We start from the raw sequence: 15,313 nt of genomic DNA, 5'->3' as shown, positions 1-15,313 counted from the left end.
GGTTTTCCAGCACTGGCTTCATGTGCTGCCAGCCATGCACAGCACGCCGCGAAGGGCGTCCCGGTACTCGAGCCAGAGCAGGCCGGCAAGGCTCAGCACAAGCCAGACGGCCAGGATCAGCCAGGAAGAGGAAAACGAACGGGAAACAGTCATGCGCACACTGGATCGACCCGGAAAATTTCATTCGTTTACGACCGGAACCATGCCTCCCTTGAGCGCCGCAACAGGCAATTCCGAAGATTAAAAAAAAGTAAGAATTTCCATTCCTGCGGCAAAAATCGGGTGGAATCGCAACATTCCTGCCGCAAAAAAGAGCGCGTAATGATGATTCCCGAAGCTGCCGGGCAAACGCCTGCGCAGAGCCTGTTCCACGAGGCGCTCGTCCTGATCGCCGAGGGGCATCCGGACGAAGCATTGCTGAAGCTGCGCCAGGCCTGTGCCCTGGAGCCGGACTTCATCGAGGCCTGGGGCAACATGGGATTCCTGCTCGACCGCGGCGGCGACCGGGAAGGTGCGGAGCTGTGCTATCTGCGCGCGATCGAGCTGGGCGGCACCCATCCACAGCTCTTCCTGAACTACGGTGCCCTGCTCAACCGCGCGAAGCGCCACGCAGAGGCCGAAGCGGTCTACCACGAAGGCCTGCGCGAAGATCCCCGCTCGGCCGCGCTGTGGTCCAACCTGGGCGTGCTCTTCGCGAATCTGAAACGGGACGCGCACGCGGAGAACTGCTTCCGCACCGCGCTCGACATTTCGCCCGACTACTCCAGCGCCCGCTACAACCTCGGCTTTCTGCAGCTTCGTCAGGGACTGTTGCGTGAAGGTTTTGCCGGGCTGGAGGCGCGGGACTGGTACGCGAGCATGGAGAAGGTGCTCTCGGACACGCTGGGCATTCCGCGCTGGAAGGGTGAATCGCTGGAGGGCAGGAGCATTCTCATCAGCTGCGAGGCCGGTGCCGGCGACATGATCCAGTTCAGCCGCTACGCCAGCGAGCTGCGCAAACGCGGCGCGCGCCGGGTCGATATCCTCTGCCACCCCGGGCTCACCCGCCTCTTTGCCAGCCTGGCCGACGCAGACCGGATCCATGCTCTCGATCAGTCGGTCAGCAGTGCAGACTGGGACTGCTGGTCGCCCCCGCTGAGCCTGCCGCATTACTGCGGCACGGAAGGCCGCAACATTCCGGCCCCGATTCCCTACCTTCACGCCACGCCCGAAGACCTCCTCCGCTGGCAGGCCTGCCTGCCCACGTCCGGCCTGCGGGTGGGTCTTGTCTGGCAAGGCAATCCCAGGTTCGAGAACGACAGCGAGCGTTCGCTGCGCAGCGTGGCCGATCTCGCGCCCCTGTGGACGGTGCCGGGTGTGAGCTTCGTGAGCCTGCAGAAAGGTGCTGGCGAAGACGATGCAGTGGCCTTCAGCCGCCTCCAGCCGCTGAGCCTGATCGGCCCGCAGTTGCAGGATTTCGCCGATACCGCAGCGGTGCTGGCGAACCTTGATCTCGTCATCAGCGTGGATACCGCAGTGGCGCATCTTGCGGGCGCGATGGGCGTGCCCTGCTGGCTGATGCTGCCTGACTACGGCACCGACTGGCGCTGGCAACGCGAGCGCACCGACAGCGCCTGGTATCCGCAGGGCATGCGGCTCTTCCGCCAGGAGCGGGATGGCAACTGGGCGCCGGTGATCATGAAGCTCGCTGCCGCACTGGGCACGCTGGCCATGCCGCAGCGCGCGGCCACGGAATCCCGGCGCAGCGCCTGAGCGGCCCTGCGATGCGTGCCGCCGGCGGGCGGTGCGCGCAAGCAGCCTTCACACATCTGCGCACATCTACGCACTCTGACGTATTCAGCCTGAGCGCAGACCTCCCTAAAGTGGCTTCACCCGGCGGACATATCGACGCCGTCATCTCGAAGTCATCTCAGGGAGTCCTACATGCAATCACGTCGCAGCTTCATCAAGGTGTCGGCCCTCTCGGCCGCCATGGCCATGGCAGGTTTCGCTTCGTTCGGCGCCTACGCTGCCGACACGATCAAGGTGGGCGTGCTGCACTCGCTCTCCGGCACGATGGCCATTTCGGAAACCGTGCTGAAAGACACCGCCCTGATGGCGATCGATGAGATCAACGCCAAGGGTGGCGTGCTGGGCAAGAAGCTGGAGCCGGTCGTGGTCGACCCGGCCTCCAACTGGCCGCTGTTTGCCGAAAAGGCACGCCAGCTGATCTCGAAGGACAAGGTCGCGGTGACCTTCGGCTGCTGGACCTCGGTGTCGCGCAAGTCGGTGCTGCCGGTATTCGAGGAACTCAACGGCCTGCTCTTCTACCCGGTGCAGTATGAGGGCGAAGAACTCTCCAAGAACGTGTTCTACACGGGGGCTGCGCCCAACCAGCAAGCCATTCCGGCCGTGGAATACCTGATGAGTAAGGACGGCGGCTCGGCCAAGCGCTTCGTGCTGCTGGGTACCGACTATGTGTATCCGCGCACCACCAACAAGATCCTGCGCGCCTTCCTCAAGAGCAAGGGCGTGGCCGATGCCGACATCATGGAGGAATACACCCCCTTCGGTCACAGCGACTATCAGACCATCATCGCCAAGATCAAGAAGTTCGCTTCCGAAGGCAAGAAGACGGCCGTGGTGTCGACCATCAACGGCGACTCCAACGTGCCCTTCTACAAGGAACTCGGCAACCAGGGCATCAAGGCGACCGATGTGCCGGTCGTGGCCTTCTCGGTGGGTGAAGAAGAGCTGCGCGGCGTGGATACCAAGCCGCTGGTGGGCCACCTGGCCGCCTGGAACTACTTCATGAGCGTGAAGAACCCGACCAACACCGCCTTCATCAAGCAATGGAGCGATTACGCCAAGAAGATGAAGCTGCCCTCGGCCGACAAGCCCCTGACCAATGACCCGATGGAAGCTACCTACATCGGCATCCACATGTGGGCCCAGGCTGTCGAGAAAGCCAAGTCGACTGACACCGACAAGGTGATCGCTGCGATGGCCGGCCAGAAGTTCAAGGCACCGAGCGGTTTCGTGGCTGAAATGGACGCCAAGAACCATCACCTGCACAAGCCGGTGTTCATCGGCGAAGTGAAGGCTGACGGCCAGTTCAAGGTGGTCTGGAAGACCCCGGGCCCGATCAAGGCCCAACCCTGGAGCCCCTTCATCGAAGGCAACGACAAGAAGAAGGATGAGCCGGAAAAGAAGTAATTCCGCGCTGACCTGATTCACCCGGCTCTGACCGTTCGCCCTGCCCTCCTCGAGGGCGGACGGCCAGACCGCCAGAAGCCTCAATGCACTTCGGATCGTGAGCCCGATCATGCCGATCGACCAGGCTCGGCACGACGGGTCCTGATGCGCACGCTTGCGCAGCGAACCCCGGAAAGCTCTCCCGGCACCTCACACATGACTCCAATCCTCGCCCGAATCCGGACCACCTGCGCCGCCCTGGCCGTCGGACTGTTCAGCGTCTGCGCGCTGGCCAGACCCGCGCCCGAACTGGTCCTGCAGCTTGCCACCGGCGACAACGACGCCAAGATCACCGCACTCGCAGCGCTGGCGGGCAGCGCCGACCCGGAGGTGCTGCCCCTGCTCGAAGCCCTGCGCGACGACACGCTGAAATCCCTCGAAGGCAAGCGCGCCATCATCTATGACGGCGAGACCGCCACCGACGCGCTCACCGGCGAAAAACTCGCCACCGTGCCCGATGAACTCGAAGACGTGGTCAGCAACAACCGCGTCACCCAGGCGCTGGACGCCGCGTTTGCCGCCTTCAATCTCGGCGCCGACGACCGCGCCACCCGGCTGGATGCCGCCCGCACGCTGCAGGAAGCCGCCACGCCCGCTATCCGTCCGCTGCTCGAGAAAGCCCTGGCGAATGAAAAGGATGCGCAGATTGGCGGCATCCTGCGCCTGACGCTGGCCGCCACCCAGCTCCGCGATGCCGATCGTGCGGTACGCCTGAGCGCAATCAGGATGCTGGGCGAGAGCGGCGAACCGAACGCCCGCGCCCTGCTCGGCAGCCTGCTCGAGAAAGATGGCGCGAACTACCGCGAAGCCGACGAATCGGTGCGCGTGGCCGCCCAGCAGGCGATCAACTCGATCAACTCCCACCTCAAGCTGGGCGAAGCGCTCGGCAGCGCCTTTACCGGCATCAGCCTGGGCAGCATCCTGCTGCTCGCCGCCCTCGGCCTCGCGATCACCTACGGGCTGATGGGCGTCATCAACATGGCCCACGGCGAGCTGATCATGATCGGCGCCTATGCCACCTACATGGTCCAGAACCTCGTTCAGGCGCATGCACCGGGCCTCTTCGCGTTCTACCCGCTGCTGGCGATTCCGGTGGCCTTCTGCGCCTCGGCCCTGGTCGGCATCCTGATGGAGCGCCTGGTGATCCGCCACCTCTATGGCCGCCCGCTCGAAACCCTGCTCGCCACCTGGGGCATCAGCCTGGTGCTGATCCAGCTGGTGCGCAACGTGTTCGGCGCGCAGAACGTGATGGTCGAAAACCCGGCCTGGCTCTCGGGCGGCGTGCAGGCGATGAGCAACCTGATCCTGCCGTACAACCGGCTCGCCATCGTGGCCTTCGCGATCATCGTGGTGATCGGCATGAGCCTGATCCTCACCCGCACCCGGCTGGGTCTCTTCGTTCGGGCCGTCACCCAGAACCGCCAGATGGCGGGCTGCGTCGGCGTGGCCACACCGCGTGTCGATACCCTCGCCTTCGGGCTCGGTTCCGGCATTGCCGGGCTGGCCGGCTGTGCCCTCTCCCAGGTCGGCAACGTGGGGCCGGATCTGGGCCAGAGCTACATCATCGACTCCTTCATGGTGGTGGTGCTGGGCGGCGTCGGCCAGCTGGCCGGCACCGTGTATGCCGCCCTGGGTCTGGGCATTCTCAACAAGCTGCTGGAAGGCTTTGCCGGCGCGGTGCTCGCCAAGATCACCGTTCTGGTCGTCATCATCGTCTTCATCCAGAAGCGTCCGCAGGGACTCTTCGCGGTGAAGGGCCGGTTTGCTGACAACTGAGATCGAACACCGAGCGAGCCACATCACATCATGAACAAGACACTCAGTTCCCGCCTCTTCGGCCCCAAGGCCTGGGCCGCGCTGCTGGCCTTCACGCTGGTCACCGTGGTCCTCGTCCCGGTCCTGAACCTGGCCGTGCCCGAGGGCAGCGCCTTCCACCTTTCCACCTACTGGGTCACGCTGATCGGCAAGATCATGTGCTATGCCATCGTGGCACTCGCGATGGATCTGGTATGGGGCTACACCGGCATCCTCTCGCTCGGTCACGGCATCTTCTTCGCACTCGGCGGCTATGCGATGGGCATGTACCTGATGCGCGCCATCGGCCGCGAAGGCAACTACCAGAGCGATCTGCCGGACTTCATGGTCTTCCTGAACTGGAAAGAGCTGCCCTGGTACTGGCAGGGCACCGAGCATTTCCTCTGGGCGATGCTGCTGGTGGTGCTGGTGCCGGGCCTGATCGCGCTGGTCTTCGGCTTCTTCGCCTTCCGCTCGCGGATCAAGGGGGTGTATTTCTCGATCATCACCCAGGCGCTGACCTATGCCGCGATGCTGCTCTTCTTCCGCAATGAAACGGGCTTCGGCGGCAACAACGGCTTCACCGACTTCAAGCGCATCCTCGGTTTCGCGATCACTGCGCCGGAGACCCGCGTCACCCTCTTCGCGCTGACCGCCCTCGCGCTCGCAGGCTTCCTGCTGCTGGGCCGCTACATCGTGACCAGCAAGCTCGGCCGCGTGCTGGCCGCGATCCGCGATGCCGAGTCGCGGGTGATGTTCTCCGGCTACAACCCGCTGCCCTACAAGCTCTTCATCTGGACGCTGTCGGCCGTGATCTGCGCGATTGCCGGGGCGCTCTATGTCCCGCAGGTCGGCATCATCAACCCCGGCGAAATGAGCCCGGCGAACTCGATCGAAATCGCGATCTGGACGGCCGTGGGCGGGCGCGGCACCCTGGTCGGCCCACTGATCGGCGCCGGCCTCATCAATGGCGTGAAGAGCTGGTTCACCGTGGCCTTCCCCGAATACTGGCTGTATTTCCTCGGCCTGATCTTCATCCTGGTCACCCTGTGGCTGCCGCGCGGCGTGGTCGGCCAGTTGCAGGCCTGGTTCAACAAGAAGGAGGAGCGCGCATGAACGCCGCCATCCATACCGGCGCGGCGGGCGAGCCGCGGGCGTCCATCGACGGCGCCGCGGATCGCGCCGTCGGTCTCGAACGGCCGGTCGACGTCAGCCAGCTCGACACCAGCCACGGCGTGATCCTGTATCTCGACGGGATTACGGTGTCATTCGACGGGTTCAAGGCTATCAACAACCTGAACCTCGCGATCGACCGCGGCGAGCTGCGTTCCATCATCGGCCCCAACGGCGCCGGCAAGACCACGATGATGGACGTGATCACCGGCAAGACACGCCCTACCGAAGGCCGCGCCTTCTTCGGCCAGACCATTGATCTGACCCGCCTCAACGAGGCGCAGATCGCCCACACCGGCATTGGTCGCAAGTTCCAGAAACCCACGGTGTTCGAGGAGCTCACCGTGTTCGAAAATCTCGAACTCGCGATGAAAACCGACAAGGGCATCTGGGCCAGCCTTTTCTTCAGGCTCTCGGGCGAGGCACGCAGCACCATCGAGCAGAAGCTCGAACTCATCCGCCTCAAGGACCACGCCCACCGCCCGGCCGGCCTGCTCTCGCACGGCCAGAAGCAGTGGCTGGAAATCGGCATGCTGCTGATGCAGGAGCCCCTGTTGCTGTTGCTGGATGAACCCGCTGCCGGCATGACCGACGAGGAAACCGAGCGCAGCGGCGAACTCTTTCTCGAACTCGCGGGCGACTACACGCTGGTCGTCGTCGAGCATGACATGGACTTCATCAAGCAGATCTCGCACGGCGGCCGCGTCACCTGTCTGCACGAAGGCAGCGTGCTGGCCGAAGGCTCGCTGGAGCAGGTGCAGAACGATGAACGCGTGATCGAAGTTTACTTAGGGAGATAGTGAGTCGGGAGTCGGGAGTCGGGGAACGGTCGGCAAGCGACGCCCCACTCCCTGCTCCCCACTCCCGAACATATGCTGACAATCGAAAACCTCAACCAGTACTACGGCGGCAGCCACACGCTGCGCGGCGTGTCGCTCTCCCTCAAGCAGGGAGAAGTCACCACGCTCCTGGGGCGCAACGGCGTGGGCAAGACCACCCTGCTCAAATGCCTGATGGGCCTGCTGCCCGTGGCTCGCGGCTCGGTCAGTTTCGACGGACGGGACATCACGAAGCTGCCGTCCTACACGCGTGCGGCGCTGGGCATGGCCTATGTGCCGCAGGGGCGCGAAATCTTTCCGCGCCTCACGGTGGAAGAGAACCTGCTCATGGGGCTCGCCAACGGCAAGGCTTCGCGCGGCATCCCTGGCTACATCTACGAGATGTTCCCGGTGCTGAAAGACATGTTGAAGCGGCGCGGCGGCGACCTCTCCGGCGGGCAGCAGCAACAGCTCGCGATCGGCCGCGCGCTGACGATGCGGCCCAAGGTGCTGATCCTTGACGAGCCCACCGAAGGCATCCAGCCCTCGATCATCAAGGACATCGGTGCCGCGATCCGCAAGCTGGCAGAAGGCGGCGAAATGGCCATCCTGCTGGTCGAACAGTATTATGATTTCGCCGAATCCCTTGCCGACCAGTACGCAGTCATGGCTCGAGGCGAAATCATCAAGGCCGGACCCGGAGCCGAGATGCAGGCCGAAAACGTGAAGAGTCTGGTCGCGATCTGAGCGCCCGCCAACGTTTCTGTTTTCCTCATCCGTGAACGCCGTCACCGACTCCAGCCTGCTGCAGGAACACTCCCACAAGACCGGCTGGAAAGCCTCGCTCGATCTGCGCTGCGAGGCCCGGGGCGGCCGCAGCGTGCTGGCCCACAATCTGCACAAGGGGCCGCTGCGGGTGCAGAAAGCGCTCTATCCGGAGGGCGACGGCGTCTGCCAGATCCTGATGCTGCACCCGCCTGCCGGCATCGCCGGCGGTGACGAGCTGCGCATCAATGTCAGCGTTGCGTCGGGTGCGCACGCCCAGCTCACCACCCCCGGTGCAGGCAAGTGGTACAAGAGCCTCGGCCCGCTGGCAACCCAGGACATCGTGCTGGAGGTGGCGGCCGGCGCAACACTGGAATGGCTGCCGCAGGAAGTGATCGTTTTCGACCAGGCCCGCGCACGCGCCAGCACCACCATCCGCTTGCATGAAGAAGGCTGCTGCCTCGGCTGGGACATCCTGTGCCTCGGGCGTCAGGCCAGCGGTGAAGATTTCCTGAGCGGCAGCTTCCGCCAGAAACTGCGCCTCGAGCGCCCGGACGGCACCCCCGTGTGGCAGGAGGCCATGCACCTTGCCGGCAGCGATCCTGCGATGCAGGCCGCGGCCTCCCTCGATGGCCACCGCGTGTTCGCCACCTTCTGGATCGCCGGCCGGCATGACACCGCCGCCCTCACCGAAGCGTTGCGCACGCTCGATATCCGCCATGGCATATGCGGCGTATCGGCGCTGCCGCATGTCACCATCGTGCGTGTACTGGCACACTCTGCCGAACATGCCCGTGAATACCTCGAAGCCGCGTGGACGCTGGCGCGCCCGCCCCTCACCGCACGCGAGGCGCTGCGGCCGAGAATCTGGAAAACCTGATCGCAGTGCCTGCCGGATGACGCACAATCCGGCCACGCATCGTCCACACAGCCATCACTGGCAGACCTGACTGGAAAACGCCCATGGAACTGACCCCTCGCGAGAAAGACAAGCTGCTGATCTTCACCGCCGCCCTGCTGGCCGAGCGCCGTCGTGCGCGTGGCCTCAAGCTGAACTATCCGGAGTCCGTCGCCTTCATCACTGCCGCCATCATGGAGGGCGCGCGCGATGGTCGCAGCGTGGCAGAGCTGATGCACTACGGCACCACCCTGCTCTCGCGTGACGATGTCATGGAAGGCATTGCCGAGCTGATCCCGGAAATCCAAGTGGAAGCGACCTTCCCCGACGGCACCAAGCTCGTGACCGTCCACAACCCCATCATCTGACACGCCTGAAGCAGGCGCTGCGTGCCCCGGCCCCGGAACCCGCAAACGCCGCTTCACACGCCCGACACTTCAGGAGAAACCATGAAACGCACTCTGATCGCCCTGTCCGCCCTGCTGCCGGCATTCGCCTTCGCCCACACCGGACATGATGCCGGCATGCATCACGGCTCGGCTTTTCTCGAAGGCTTCACTCACCCCTTCACCGGGCTGGATCACCTTGCCGCGATGATCACCGTTGGCGTGTGGAGCATGCTGAGCTTCCGCCACAGCCCGCGTGCAGCGCTCGCCAGCCCGCTCGCCTTCGCAGGCCTGCTGCTGGCCGGTGGCATCGCCGGCTTTGCCGGTGTCACGATCGGCGGCGTGGAACCGATGATTGCCGCCTCGCTGCTGGTGCTGGGCCTGATGGTCGCGCTGCAGGTGAAGCTGCCGGCCTCAGCCGGTGCGGCCATCGTCGGCGCCTTCGCGATCTTCCACGGTCTGGCCCACGGCGCCGAACTGCCCGCTGCCCGCGCCGCGGCTGCGCTCACCGGCATGCTGCTGGGCACCCTGGCGCTCCATGCTTCCGGCATGCTGATCGCCCGCTTCGGCCTGGCCCGCAACGTCTGGCTGCCGCGCCTGGCAGGTACCGGCGTGGCGCTGTTCGGCCTCTCGCTGCTGGCCGCCTGAGGAGCATCGCGATGATTCCGGGAGAACTCCTCGTCGACGAGGGCGAGCACATCCTCAACGCAGGACGCCGCACCCTCACGCTTGAAGTGGCCAACACCGGCGACCGCCCGATCCAGGTCGGCTCGCATTACCACTTTGCCGAAACCAACGCGGCACTCGCGTTCGACCGTGCCGCCGCGCGTGGCATGCGCCTCAACATCGCGAGCGGTACCGCCGTGCGTTTCGAGCCGGGCCAGCACCGCACCGTCGAACTCGTCGACTATGCCGGGGACCGCCAGGTCTACGGCTTCCGCGGCCTCGTGCAAGGAGCACTCTGAGATGACAAGCATTTCGCGCCGCGCCTATGCGGAAATGTTCGGTCCCACCGCGGGCGATCGCCTGCGGCTCGCTGACACCGGCCTCATCGTGGAAGTGGAGAAAGACTTCACGATCTACGGTGAAGAAGTCAAATTCGGGGGCGGCAAGGTCATCCGTGACGGCATGGGCCAGAGCCAGCGCGTGGCTGCTGAAGTGGCCGACACCGTGATCACCAACGCGCTGATCATCGATCACTGGGGCATCGTGAAAGCCGACGTGGGCATCAAGGGCGGCTTCATTTCGGGCATCGGCAAGGCCGGCAACCCGGATGTGCAACCCGGCGTGACCATCGCCATCGGTGCCGCCACCGAAATCATCGCCGGCGAAGGCATGATCCTCACCGCCGGCGGCATCGACACCCACATCCACTTCATCTGCCCGCAGCAGATCGAAGAAGCCTTGATGTCCGGCGTGACCACCATGATCGGCGGCGGCACCGGTCCTGCTACCGGCACCTACGCCACCACCTGCACACCGGGCCCCTGGCATATCGCCCGCATGCTGCAGGCGGCAGACGCCTTCCCGATGAACCTCGGCTTCCTCGGCAAGGGCAACGTGAGCCTGCCCGACCCGCTGCGTGAGCAGGTGGATGCCGGCGCCATCGGCCTCAAGCTGCATGAAGACTGGGGCACGACACCGGCCGCCATCGACAACTGCCTGGCTGTGGCGGAAGAGAAGGACGTGCAGGTCGCGATCCACTCCGACACGCTCAACGAATCCGGCTTCGTCGAAGACACGGCCGCCGCCTTCAAGGGCCGCACCATCCACACCTTCCACACCGAAGGCGCGGGGGGCGGTCATGCACCGGACATCGTCAAGCTCGCGGGTCTTGAGAACGTGCTGCCGAGCTCGACCAATCCGACGCGCCCCTACACCGTCAACACGATCGACGAACACCTCGACATGCTGATGGTCTGCCACCACCTCGATCCCTCGATCGCTGAAGACGTGGCCTTTGCCGAATCCCGCATCCGCCGCGAAACCATCGCCGCTGAAGACATCCTGCATGACATCGGCGCACTCTCGATGTATTCGTCGGATTCCCAGGCCATGGGCCGCGTCGGCGAAGTGGTGATCCGCACCTGGCAGACCGCGCACAAGATGAAGCAGCAGCGCGGCGCGCTCAAGGGTGATGGCGCCCGCAATGACAACTTCCGCGCCCGCCGCTACATCGCCAAATACACGATCAACCCGGCCATCGCGCACGGCATCGGCCACATCGTGGGCTCGGTCGAAGTCGGCAAGCTGGCCGACCTGGTGCTGTGGCGCCCCGCTTTCTTCGGCGTGAAGCCCACCACCATCATCAAGGGCGGCATGATCGCCGCGGCTGCGATGGGCGACGCGAACGCCTCCATCCCCACGCCGCAGCCGGTGCACTACCGGCCGATGTTCGGCGCTTTCGGTGGCGGTCTGAAAACCTCGCTCACCTTTGTGTCGCAATCGTCCCTCGACAAAGGCTCGCTGGAAGGCCTCGGCCTCTCGAAACCACTGGTCGCGGTGAAAAACATCCGCAAGGTGAAGAAGGCCGACATGATCCTCAACGACTGGTGCGGCAAGATCGAGGTCGATCCCGAAACCTATCAGGTCCGGGCTGACGGCGAACACCTCACCTGCGAGCCGGCCACCTCGCTGCCCATGGCTCAGCGCTACTTCCTGTTCTAACCAGGGAATGTCATTCGCCCCGGATCGGTCAAAGGGGCGAGTGACATTCCGGCAACCCGCCGCTCGTGCTCCGACACCCGCAGCATGAACGGCCCGCTCCAGAAAAAACATGCTGCTGATCGAATCTCTCTACACCGGCGATACGCCGGCCACCGAACAACTGGTCCTGAACTTCGATGCCCGCACCAAGAGCCGGCTGCGCACGCAGCTGGCGTCTGGCGAAGAAGTGGGGCTTTTCCTGCCGCGCGGCACCATCCTGCGCGGCGGCGCAATGCTTGAAAGCAAGGACGGGCGGATCGTTGAAGTCGTCTCCGCGCCGGAAGCACTGGTCGAGGCCCGCTGCGCCAGCGCGCTGGAACTCACCCGCGCCGCCTACCACCTGGGCAACCGCCATGTAGCAGTTCAGGTCTGCGACAACGCACTGCGCATCCAGCAGGATCATGTGCTGGAACACATGCTCGAAGGCCTCGGTGCCCGCCTCACCCGGCTCGACGCACCCTTCGAGCCGGAAGCCGGTGCCTATGCCCACGGCCATCACCATTCGGAACGCGGCGCCACCGAAGCCCGCATCCATGTGATGGGCGGCGCGGCTTGAACCTGCAGCTCATCCGCCTGCTGCATCTCGCCAGCCCCGCCCTGCCGGTCGGAGCCTTCTCGTATTCGCAAGGGCTGGAATGGGCCGTGGAATGCGGCAAGGTCGCGAACGAATCCGCTGCGCTGGGCTGGATCCGCGACGCGCTGCACTTTGCGCTCGCCCGCTGCGAAACCCCGGCGCTGATCGGCATGATGGGGGCATGGAAAGCCGGCACGCCCGCGGAAGCCCTCCGGCTCAACACCGAATTCATCGCCACGCGAGAAACCGCCGAGCTGCGCAGCGAGACCCTGCAGATGGGCTACTCGCTGGCGCGGCTGCTCCGTGACCTGCCGGACACGCCTGACGCCCTGCGTGGCCCGCTCTCGTCCGGCCAGGAGCTCGCCTACCCGCTGCCCTGGGCCGCCGCGGCCGCGATGTGGCAGATCGACGAAACGGAAGCCGCCGGCACCTACCTTTGGGCCTGGCTCGAGAACCAGGTGATGGCCGCGGTCAAGCTCGTGCCGCTGGGCCAGACCGCTGGCCAGCGCATGCTCGCCGCACTCGCGCCGGACCTGCCCGCACTCGCCGCAGAAGCCTGCCGGCGCGCGGACGACGAGGATTGGGAAAACTTCACGCCTGGCATGACGCTGGCAAGTTGCCGGCACGAAACGCAGTACACGAGATTGTTCCGTTCATGAAATCGGGGAGTCGGGAGTAGAGAGTGGGGAGTCGAAAATGCGGGCGGCAGCGCCGACCGGAAATATCAACGACTCTCTACTCCCGACTCTCGACTCCCGGCAAAAAAGGACCGCTAAATGAATCAAGCCACCTCCCAACCCCTCCGCGTCGGCATCGGCGGCCCCGTCGGTTCCGGCAAGACGGCGCTCACGCTCGCGCTGTGCCGCGCGCTGCGCGAGAAGTACAACATCGCCGTCGTCACCAATGACATCTACACGGCGGAAGATGCGCAGTTCCTGGTGCGCAACGAAGCACTCTCGCCCGACCGCATCCTCGGTGTGGAAACCGGCGGCTGCCCGCACACCGCGATCCGTGAAGACGCCTCGATCAATCTCGAAGCAATCGATCAGCTCAACCGCCGCTTCCCCGGTCTGGAAATCATTTTCGTGGAAAGCGGTGGCGACAACCTCGCCGCCACGTTCTCGCCGGAATTGTCGGACCTCACGCTCTATGTGATCGACGTGTCCGCCGGCGACAAGATCCCGCGCAAGGGCGGGCCGGGCATCATGAAGAGCGATCTCTTGGTCATCAACAAGATCGACCTCGCGCCGCTCGTGGGCGCCTCGCTGGAGGTGATGGATCGCGACGCGAAAAAGATGCGCGGCGCCAAGCCCTTCGTCTTCAGCAACCAGAAAACCGGTCAGGGCCTCGCCGAGATCATTGCCTTCATCGAAAGCCAGGGCATGCTGCGCGCCGCCTGACCCTGTTGTACCCCGGGGGCAGCCGCCCGGCGTGCCCCTACCCGCCAATGTCTGCCGTGAAAGCTTCAGCATGAACTCGCCGGTCCCGCACGACATCACCCACCCCGATCCGCTCTTCGAGCATGCACCGATCGCGTTGTGGCTGGAGGATTTCTCCGGGATCAAGGCCTGCTTCGCACGCTGGCGAGCCGATGGTGTCGAGGATATCGACGCCTTCTTTGCAGCAAACCCGGCTGCGGTCGACGAATGCGCGGCAGCCATCCGCATCATCGCGGTCAACCAGCGCACCCTCGCGCTGGTAGGTGCGGCGGATCAGGGCGAACTGGTCGCCAACCTGCAGCGGATCTTCAGCGGCGACATGAACTACCAGCATGCTCATGACATGGCCGCGCTCTGGCGGGGCGAAGGCGGATTCTCGAGCCAGAGCGTGAACTACACGATCCGCGGTGAGCGCATCGATGTGCTGATCAATGCCCGCATCCTGCCCGGTCATGAAGAGGACTGGCAACGAGTGATCGTGAGCGTGGAAGACATCACCGCGCGCGCCCGGGCAGAAGAACAGCTGCGCCGAAGCGAAGCCTATGCCCAGGGGCTGTTCGAGCACTCGCCCGTGTCGCTGTGGGTCGAGGATTTTTCGCGCATCCGCGTCCTGATCAACGAAGTCCGTGAAGCCGGAATCCAGGATTTCCGGACCTTCCTGAACGTACACCCGGAGTTCGTGTCGCTGTGCATGCAGGAAATCCAGGTGCTGGACGTCAATCGGCAGACGCTGCGAATGTTCGGCGCGCGCGACAAGGCGGACGTCATCCACAACGTCTGGCGCATCTTCCGCGACGAGATGCGTCTGCACTTTGCCGAACAGCTGATCGATCTCTGGAACGGCCAGCTCTTCCAGCAGCGCGAGGCCATCAATTACTCACTCACCGGCCAGGTCGTGAATGTGCACATGCAGTTCTCCATCCTGCCGGGGCATGAGGCGGACTGGTCACGCGTGCTGATCTCGCTGACCGACATCACCGCACGCAAGAAAGCCGAGGCCTATCTCGAATTCCTGGGTCGTCATGACGCACTGACAAAACTCTGCAACCGGGCCTGGTTTGATGAAGAGATCGCGCGCCTTACCCGCAAGGGTCCTTTCCCGGTCAGCGTGATCATCGCGGATCTCAACGGGCTGAAGCACGCCAACGACAGTATCGGTCATGCGGCGGGCGACGACCTGCTGCGCCGCGCGGGCGAAGCACTCAGAAAAGCGATGGGAGACGCCGACTGCATCGCACGCATCGGTGGCGACGAGTTCGCCATCCTGATGCCCGGCGCAAACGAAGAAGAAGCGGAAAGCGCGATCGAGCGGATCCAGGCGGTCAGCGAACTCAACAACCAGTTCTATGCCGGGCCGCGCCTCTCATTTGCCATCGGCACGGCGACCTGCGACGAGGGCGGCGGCCTGCTGCTGGCCATGCAGCGTGCCGACGAAGGCATGTACGCCGCCAAGCGTGCTCATTACCGCAACCAGGGCATCGACAGGCGGGACGAATCAGGCGAGCTCTGAGCCGGGCTGGAAAGCG

At 64.6% G+C, this 15,313-nt stretch carries 16 protein-coding genes; 15 read left to right on the top strand and 1 reads right to left on the bottom strand.

Annotated elements, in window-relative coordinates; translation table 11 throughout:
* Window positions 1-18: 18 nt before the first annotated feature.
* The gene (locus ABDB87_RS09995) at window positions 19-153 is read right to left on the bottom strand and encodes a hypothetical protein (RefSeq protein WP_345926525.1); all 135 of its coding nucleotides are present in this window, start codon (window positions 151-153) and stop codon (window positions 19-21) included.
* A gap of 168 nt (window positions 154-321) precedes the next feature.
* Between ABDB87_RS09995 and ABDB87_RS09990 the strand changes: the two genes are divergently transcribed.
* The 15 genes from ABDB87_RS09990 to ABDB87_RS09920 all read left to right on the top strand — a co-directional run bounded on the left by ABDB87_RS09990 (window position 322) and on the right by ABDB87_RS09920 (window position 15,297).
* Window positions 322-1,752, top strand: a complete 1,431-nt coding sequence (locus ABDB87_RS09990) for a tetratricopeptide repeat protein (protein WP_345926524.1) — start codon at window positions 322-324, stop codon at window positions 1,750-1,752.
* A 171-nt stretch (window positions 1,753-1,923) separates the two neighbouring features.
* A complete protein-coding gene (gene urtA / locus ABDB87_RS09985) occupies window positions 1,924-3,195 on the top strand; it encodes an urea ABC transporter substrate-binding protein (protein WP_345926522.1) in 1,272 nt (423 codons plus the stop codon).
* A gap of 195 nt (window positions 3,196-3,390) precedes the next feature.
* Complete coding sequence (gene urtB / locus ABDB87_RS09980) at window positions 3,391-5,010, top strand: urea ABC transporter permease subunit UrtB (RefSeq protein ID WP_345926520.1); 1,620 nt, start codon at window positions 3,391-3,393, stop codon at window positions 5,008-5,010.
* 30 nt (window positions 5,011-5,040) lie between these two features.
* The gene (gene urtC, locus ABDB87_RS09975) at window positions 5,041-6,144 is read left to right on the top strand and encodes an urea ABC transporter permease subunit UrtC (protein WP_345926517.1); all 1,104 of its coding nucleotides are present in this window, start codon (window positions 5,041-5,043) and stop codon (window positions 6,142-6,144) included.
* Window positions 6,141-7,001 (top strand): urea ABC transporter ATP-binding protein UrtD, encoded by an 861-nt coding sequence (gene urtD / locus ABDB87_RS09970; RefSeq protein ID WP_345926515.1) that lies wholly within the window; start codon window positions 6,141-6,143, stop codon window positions 6,999-7,001. Before urtC ends, urtD begins: the two co-directional genes overlap by 4 nt.
* A 72-nt stretch (window positions 7,002-7,073) precedes the next feature.
* Window positions 7,074-7,766: an urea ABC transporter ATP-binding subunit UrtE gene (urtE, locus tag ABDB87_RS09965; protein ID WP_345926513.1), complete on the top strand. Its 693-nt coding sequence runs from the start codon at window positions 7,074-7,076 to the stop codon at window positions 7,764-7,766.
* 31 nt (window positions 7,767-7,797) lie between these two features.
* Window positions 7,798-8,664 (top strand): urease accessory protein UreD, encoded by an 867-nt coding sequence (locus tag ABDB87_RS09960; protein WP_345926512.1) that lies wholly within the window; start codon window positions 7,798-7,800, stop codon window positions 8,662-8,664.
* Window positions 8,665-8,747: 83 nt separating this feature from the next.
* Window positions 8,748-9,050 carry an urease subunit gamma gene (ureA, locus tag ABDB87_RS09955; protein ID WP_345926510.1) on the top strand — a complete coding sequence of 101 codons (303 nt, stop codon included), beginning with the start codon at window positions 8,748-8,750 and terminating at the stop codon, window positions 9,048-9,050.
* 81 nt (window positions 9,051-9,131) lie between these two features.
* Complete coding sequence (locus tag ABDB87_RS09950) at window positions 9,132-9,716, top strand: HupE/UreJ family protein (protein ID WP_345926508.1); 585 nt, start codon at window positions 9,132-9,134, stop codon at window positions 9,714-9,716.
* Between the two features lie 11 nt (window positions 9,717-9,727).
* A complete protein-coding gene (locus ABDB87_RS09945; RefSeq protein ID WP_345926506.1) occupies window positions 9,728-10,033 on the top strand; it encodes an urease subunit beta in 306 nt (101 codons plus the stop codon).
* 1 nt (window position 10,034) lies between these two features.
* Window positions 10,035-11,735 carry an urease subunit alpha gene (gene ureC / locus ABDB87_RS09940; RefSeq protein WP_345926504.1) on the top strand — a complete coding sequence of 567 codons (1,701 nt, stop codon included), beginning with the start codon at window positions 10,035-10,037 and terminating at the stop codon, window positions 11,733-11,735.
* Window positions 11,736-11,844: 109 nt separating this feature from the next.
* Window positions 11,845-12,330, top strand: a complete 486-nt coding sequence (gene ureE / locus ABDB87_RS09935) for an urease accessory protein UreE (RefSeq protein WP_345926502.1) — start codon at window positions 11,845-11,847, stop codon at window positions 12,328-12,330.
* On the top strand, window positions 12,327-13,007 hold the full coding sequence (locus ABDB87_RS09930) for an urease accessory protein UreF (protein ID WP_345926500.1): 681 nt from the start codon (window positions 12,327-12,329) through the stop codon (window positions 13,005-13,007). Before ureE ends, ABDB87_RS09930 begins: the two co-directional genes overlap by 4 nt.
* 117 nt (window positions 13,008-13,124) lie before the next feature.
* Entirely contained in the window at window positions 13,125-13,748 is a 624-nt protein-coding gene (ureG, locus tag ABDB87_RS09925; RefSeq protein ID WP_345926498.1) for an urease accessory protein UreG, read from the top strand.
* A gap of 70 nt (window positions 13,749-13,818) precedes the next feature.
* Window positions 13,819-15,297, top strand: a complete 1,479-nt coding sequence (locus ABDB87_RS09920; RefSeq protein WP_345926496.1) for a sensor domain-containing diguanylate cyclase — start codon at window positions 13,819-13,821, stop codon at window positions 15,295-15,297.
* The last annotated feature ends 16 nt before the right edge of the window (window positions 15,298-15,313 follow it).

This window comes from Uliginosibacterium paludis, assembly GCF_039631355.1.
In the GTDB taxonomy this organism is placed as follows: Bacteria; Pseudomonadota; Gammaproteobacteria; order Burkholderiales; family Rhodocyclaceae; genus Uliginosibacterium; species Uliginosibacterium paludis.
This window is presented reverse-complemented; position numbering and strand designations above follow the sequence as displayed.

Coding starts and splice junctions, on each gene's coding strand:
- ABDB87_RS09995 (WP_345926525.1), bottom strand. CDS start 153: ATGACTGTTTCCCGTTCGTTTTCCTCTTCCTGGCTGATCCTGGCCGTC.
- ABDB87_RS09990 (WP_345926524.1), top strand. CDS start 322: ATGATGATTCCCGAAGCTGCCGGGCAAACGCCTGCGCAGAGCCTGTTC.
- urtA (WP_345926522.1), top strand. CDS start 1,924: ATGCAATCACGTCGCAGCTTCATCAAGGTGTCGGCCCTCTCGGCCGCC.
- urtB (WP_345926520.1), top strand. CDS start 3,391: ATGACTCCAATCCTCGCCCGAATCCGGACCACCTGCGCCGCCCTGGCC.
- urtC (WP_345926517.1), top strand. CDS start 5,041: ATGAACAAGACACTCAGTTCCCGCCTCTTCGGCCCCAAGGCCTGGGCC.
- urtD (WP_345926515.1), top strand. CDS start 6,141: ATGAACGCCGCCATCCATACCGGCGCGGCGGGCGAGCCGCGGGCGTCC.
- urtE (WP_345926513.1), top strand. CDS start 7,074: ATGCTGACAATCGAAAACCTCAACCAGTACTACGGCGGCAGCCACACG.
- ureA (WP_345926510.1), top strand. CDS start 8,748: ATGGAACTGACCCCTCGCGAGAAAGACAAGCTGCTGATCTTCACCGCC.
- ABDB87_RS09950 (WP_345926508.1), top strand. CDS start 9,132: ATGAAACGCACTCTGATCGCCCTGTCCGCCCTGCTGCCGGCATTCGCC.
- ABDB87_RS09945 (WP_345926506.1), top strand. CDS start 9,728: ATGATTCCGGGAGAACTCCTCGTCGACGAGGGCGAGCACATCCTCAAC.
- ureC (WP_345926504.1), top strand. CDS start 10,035: ATGACAAGCATTTCGCGCCGCGCCTATGCGGAAATGTTCGGTCCCACC.
- ureE (WP_345926502.1), top strand. CDS start 11,845: ATGCTGCTGATCGAATCTCTCTACACCGGCGATACGCCGGCCACCGAA.
- ureG (WP_345926498.1), top strand. CDS start 13,125: ATGAATCAAGCCACCTCCCAACCCCTCCGCGTCGGCATCGGCGGCCCC.
- ABDB87_RS09920 (WP_345926496.1), top strand. CDS start 13,819: ATGAACTCGCCGGTCCCGCACGACATCACCCACCCCGATCCGCTCTTC.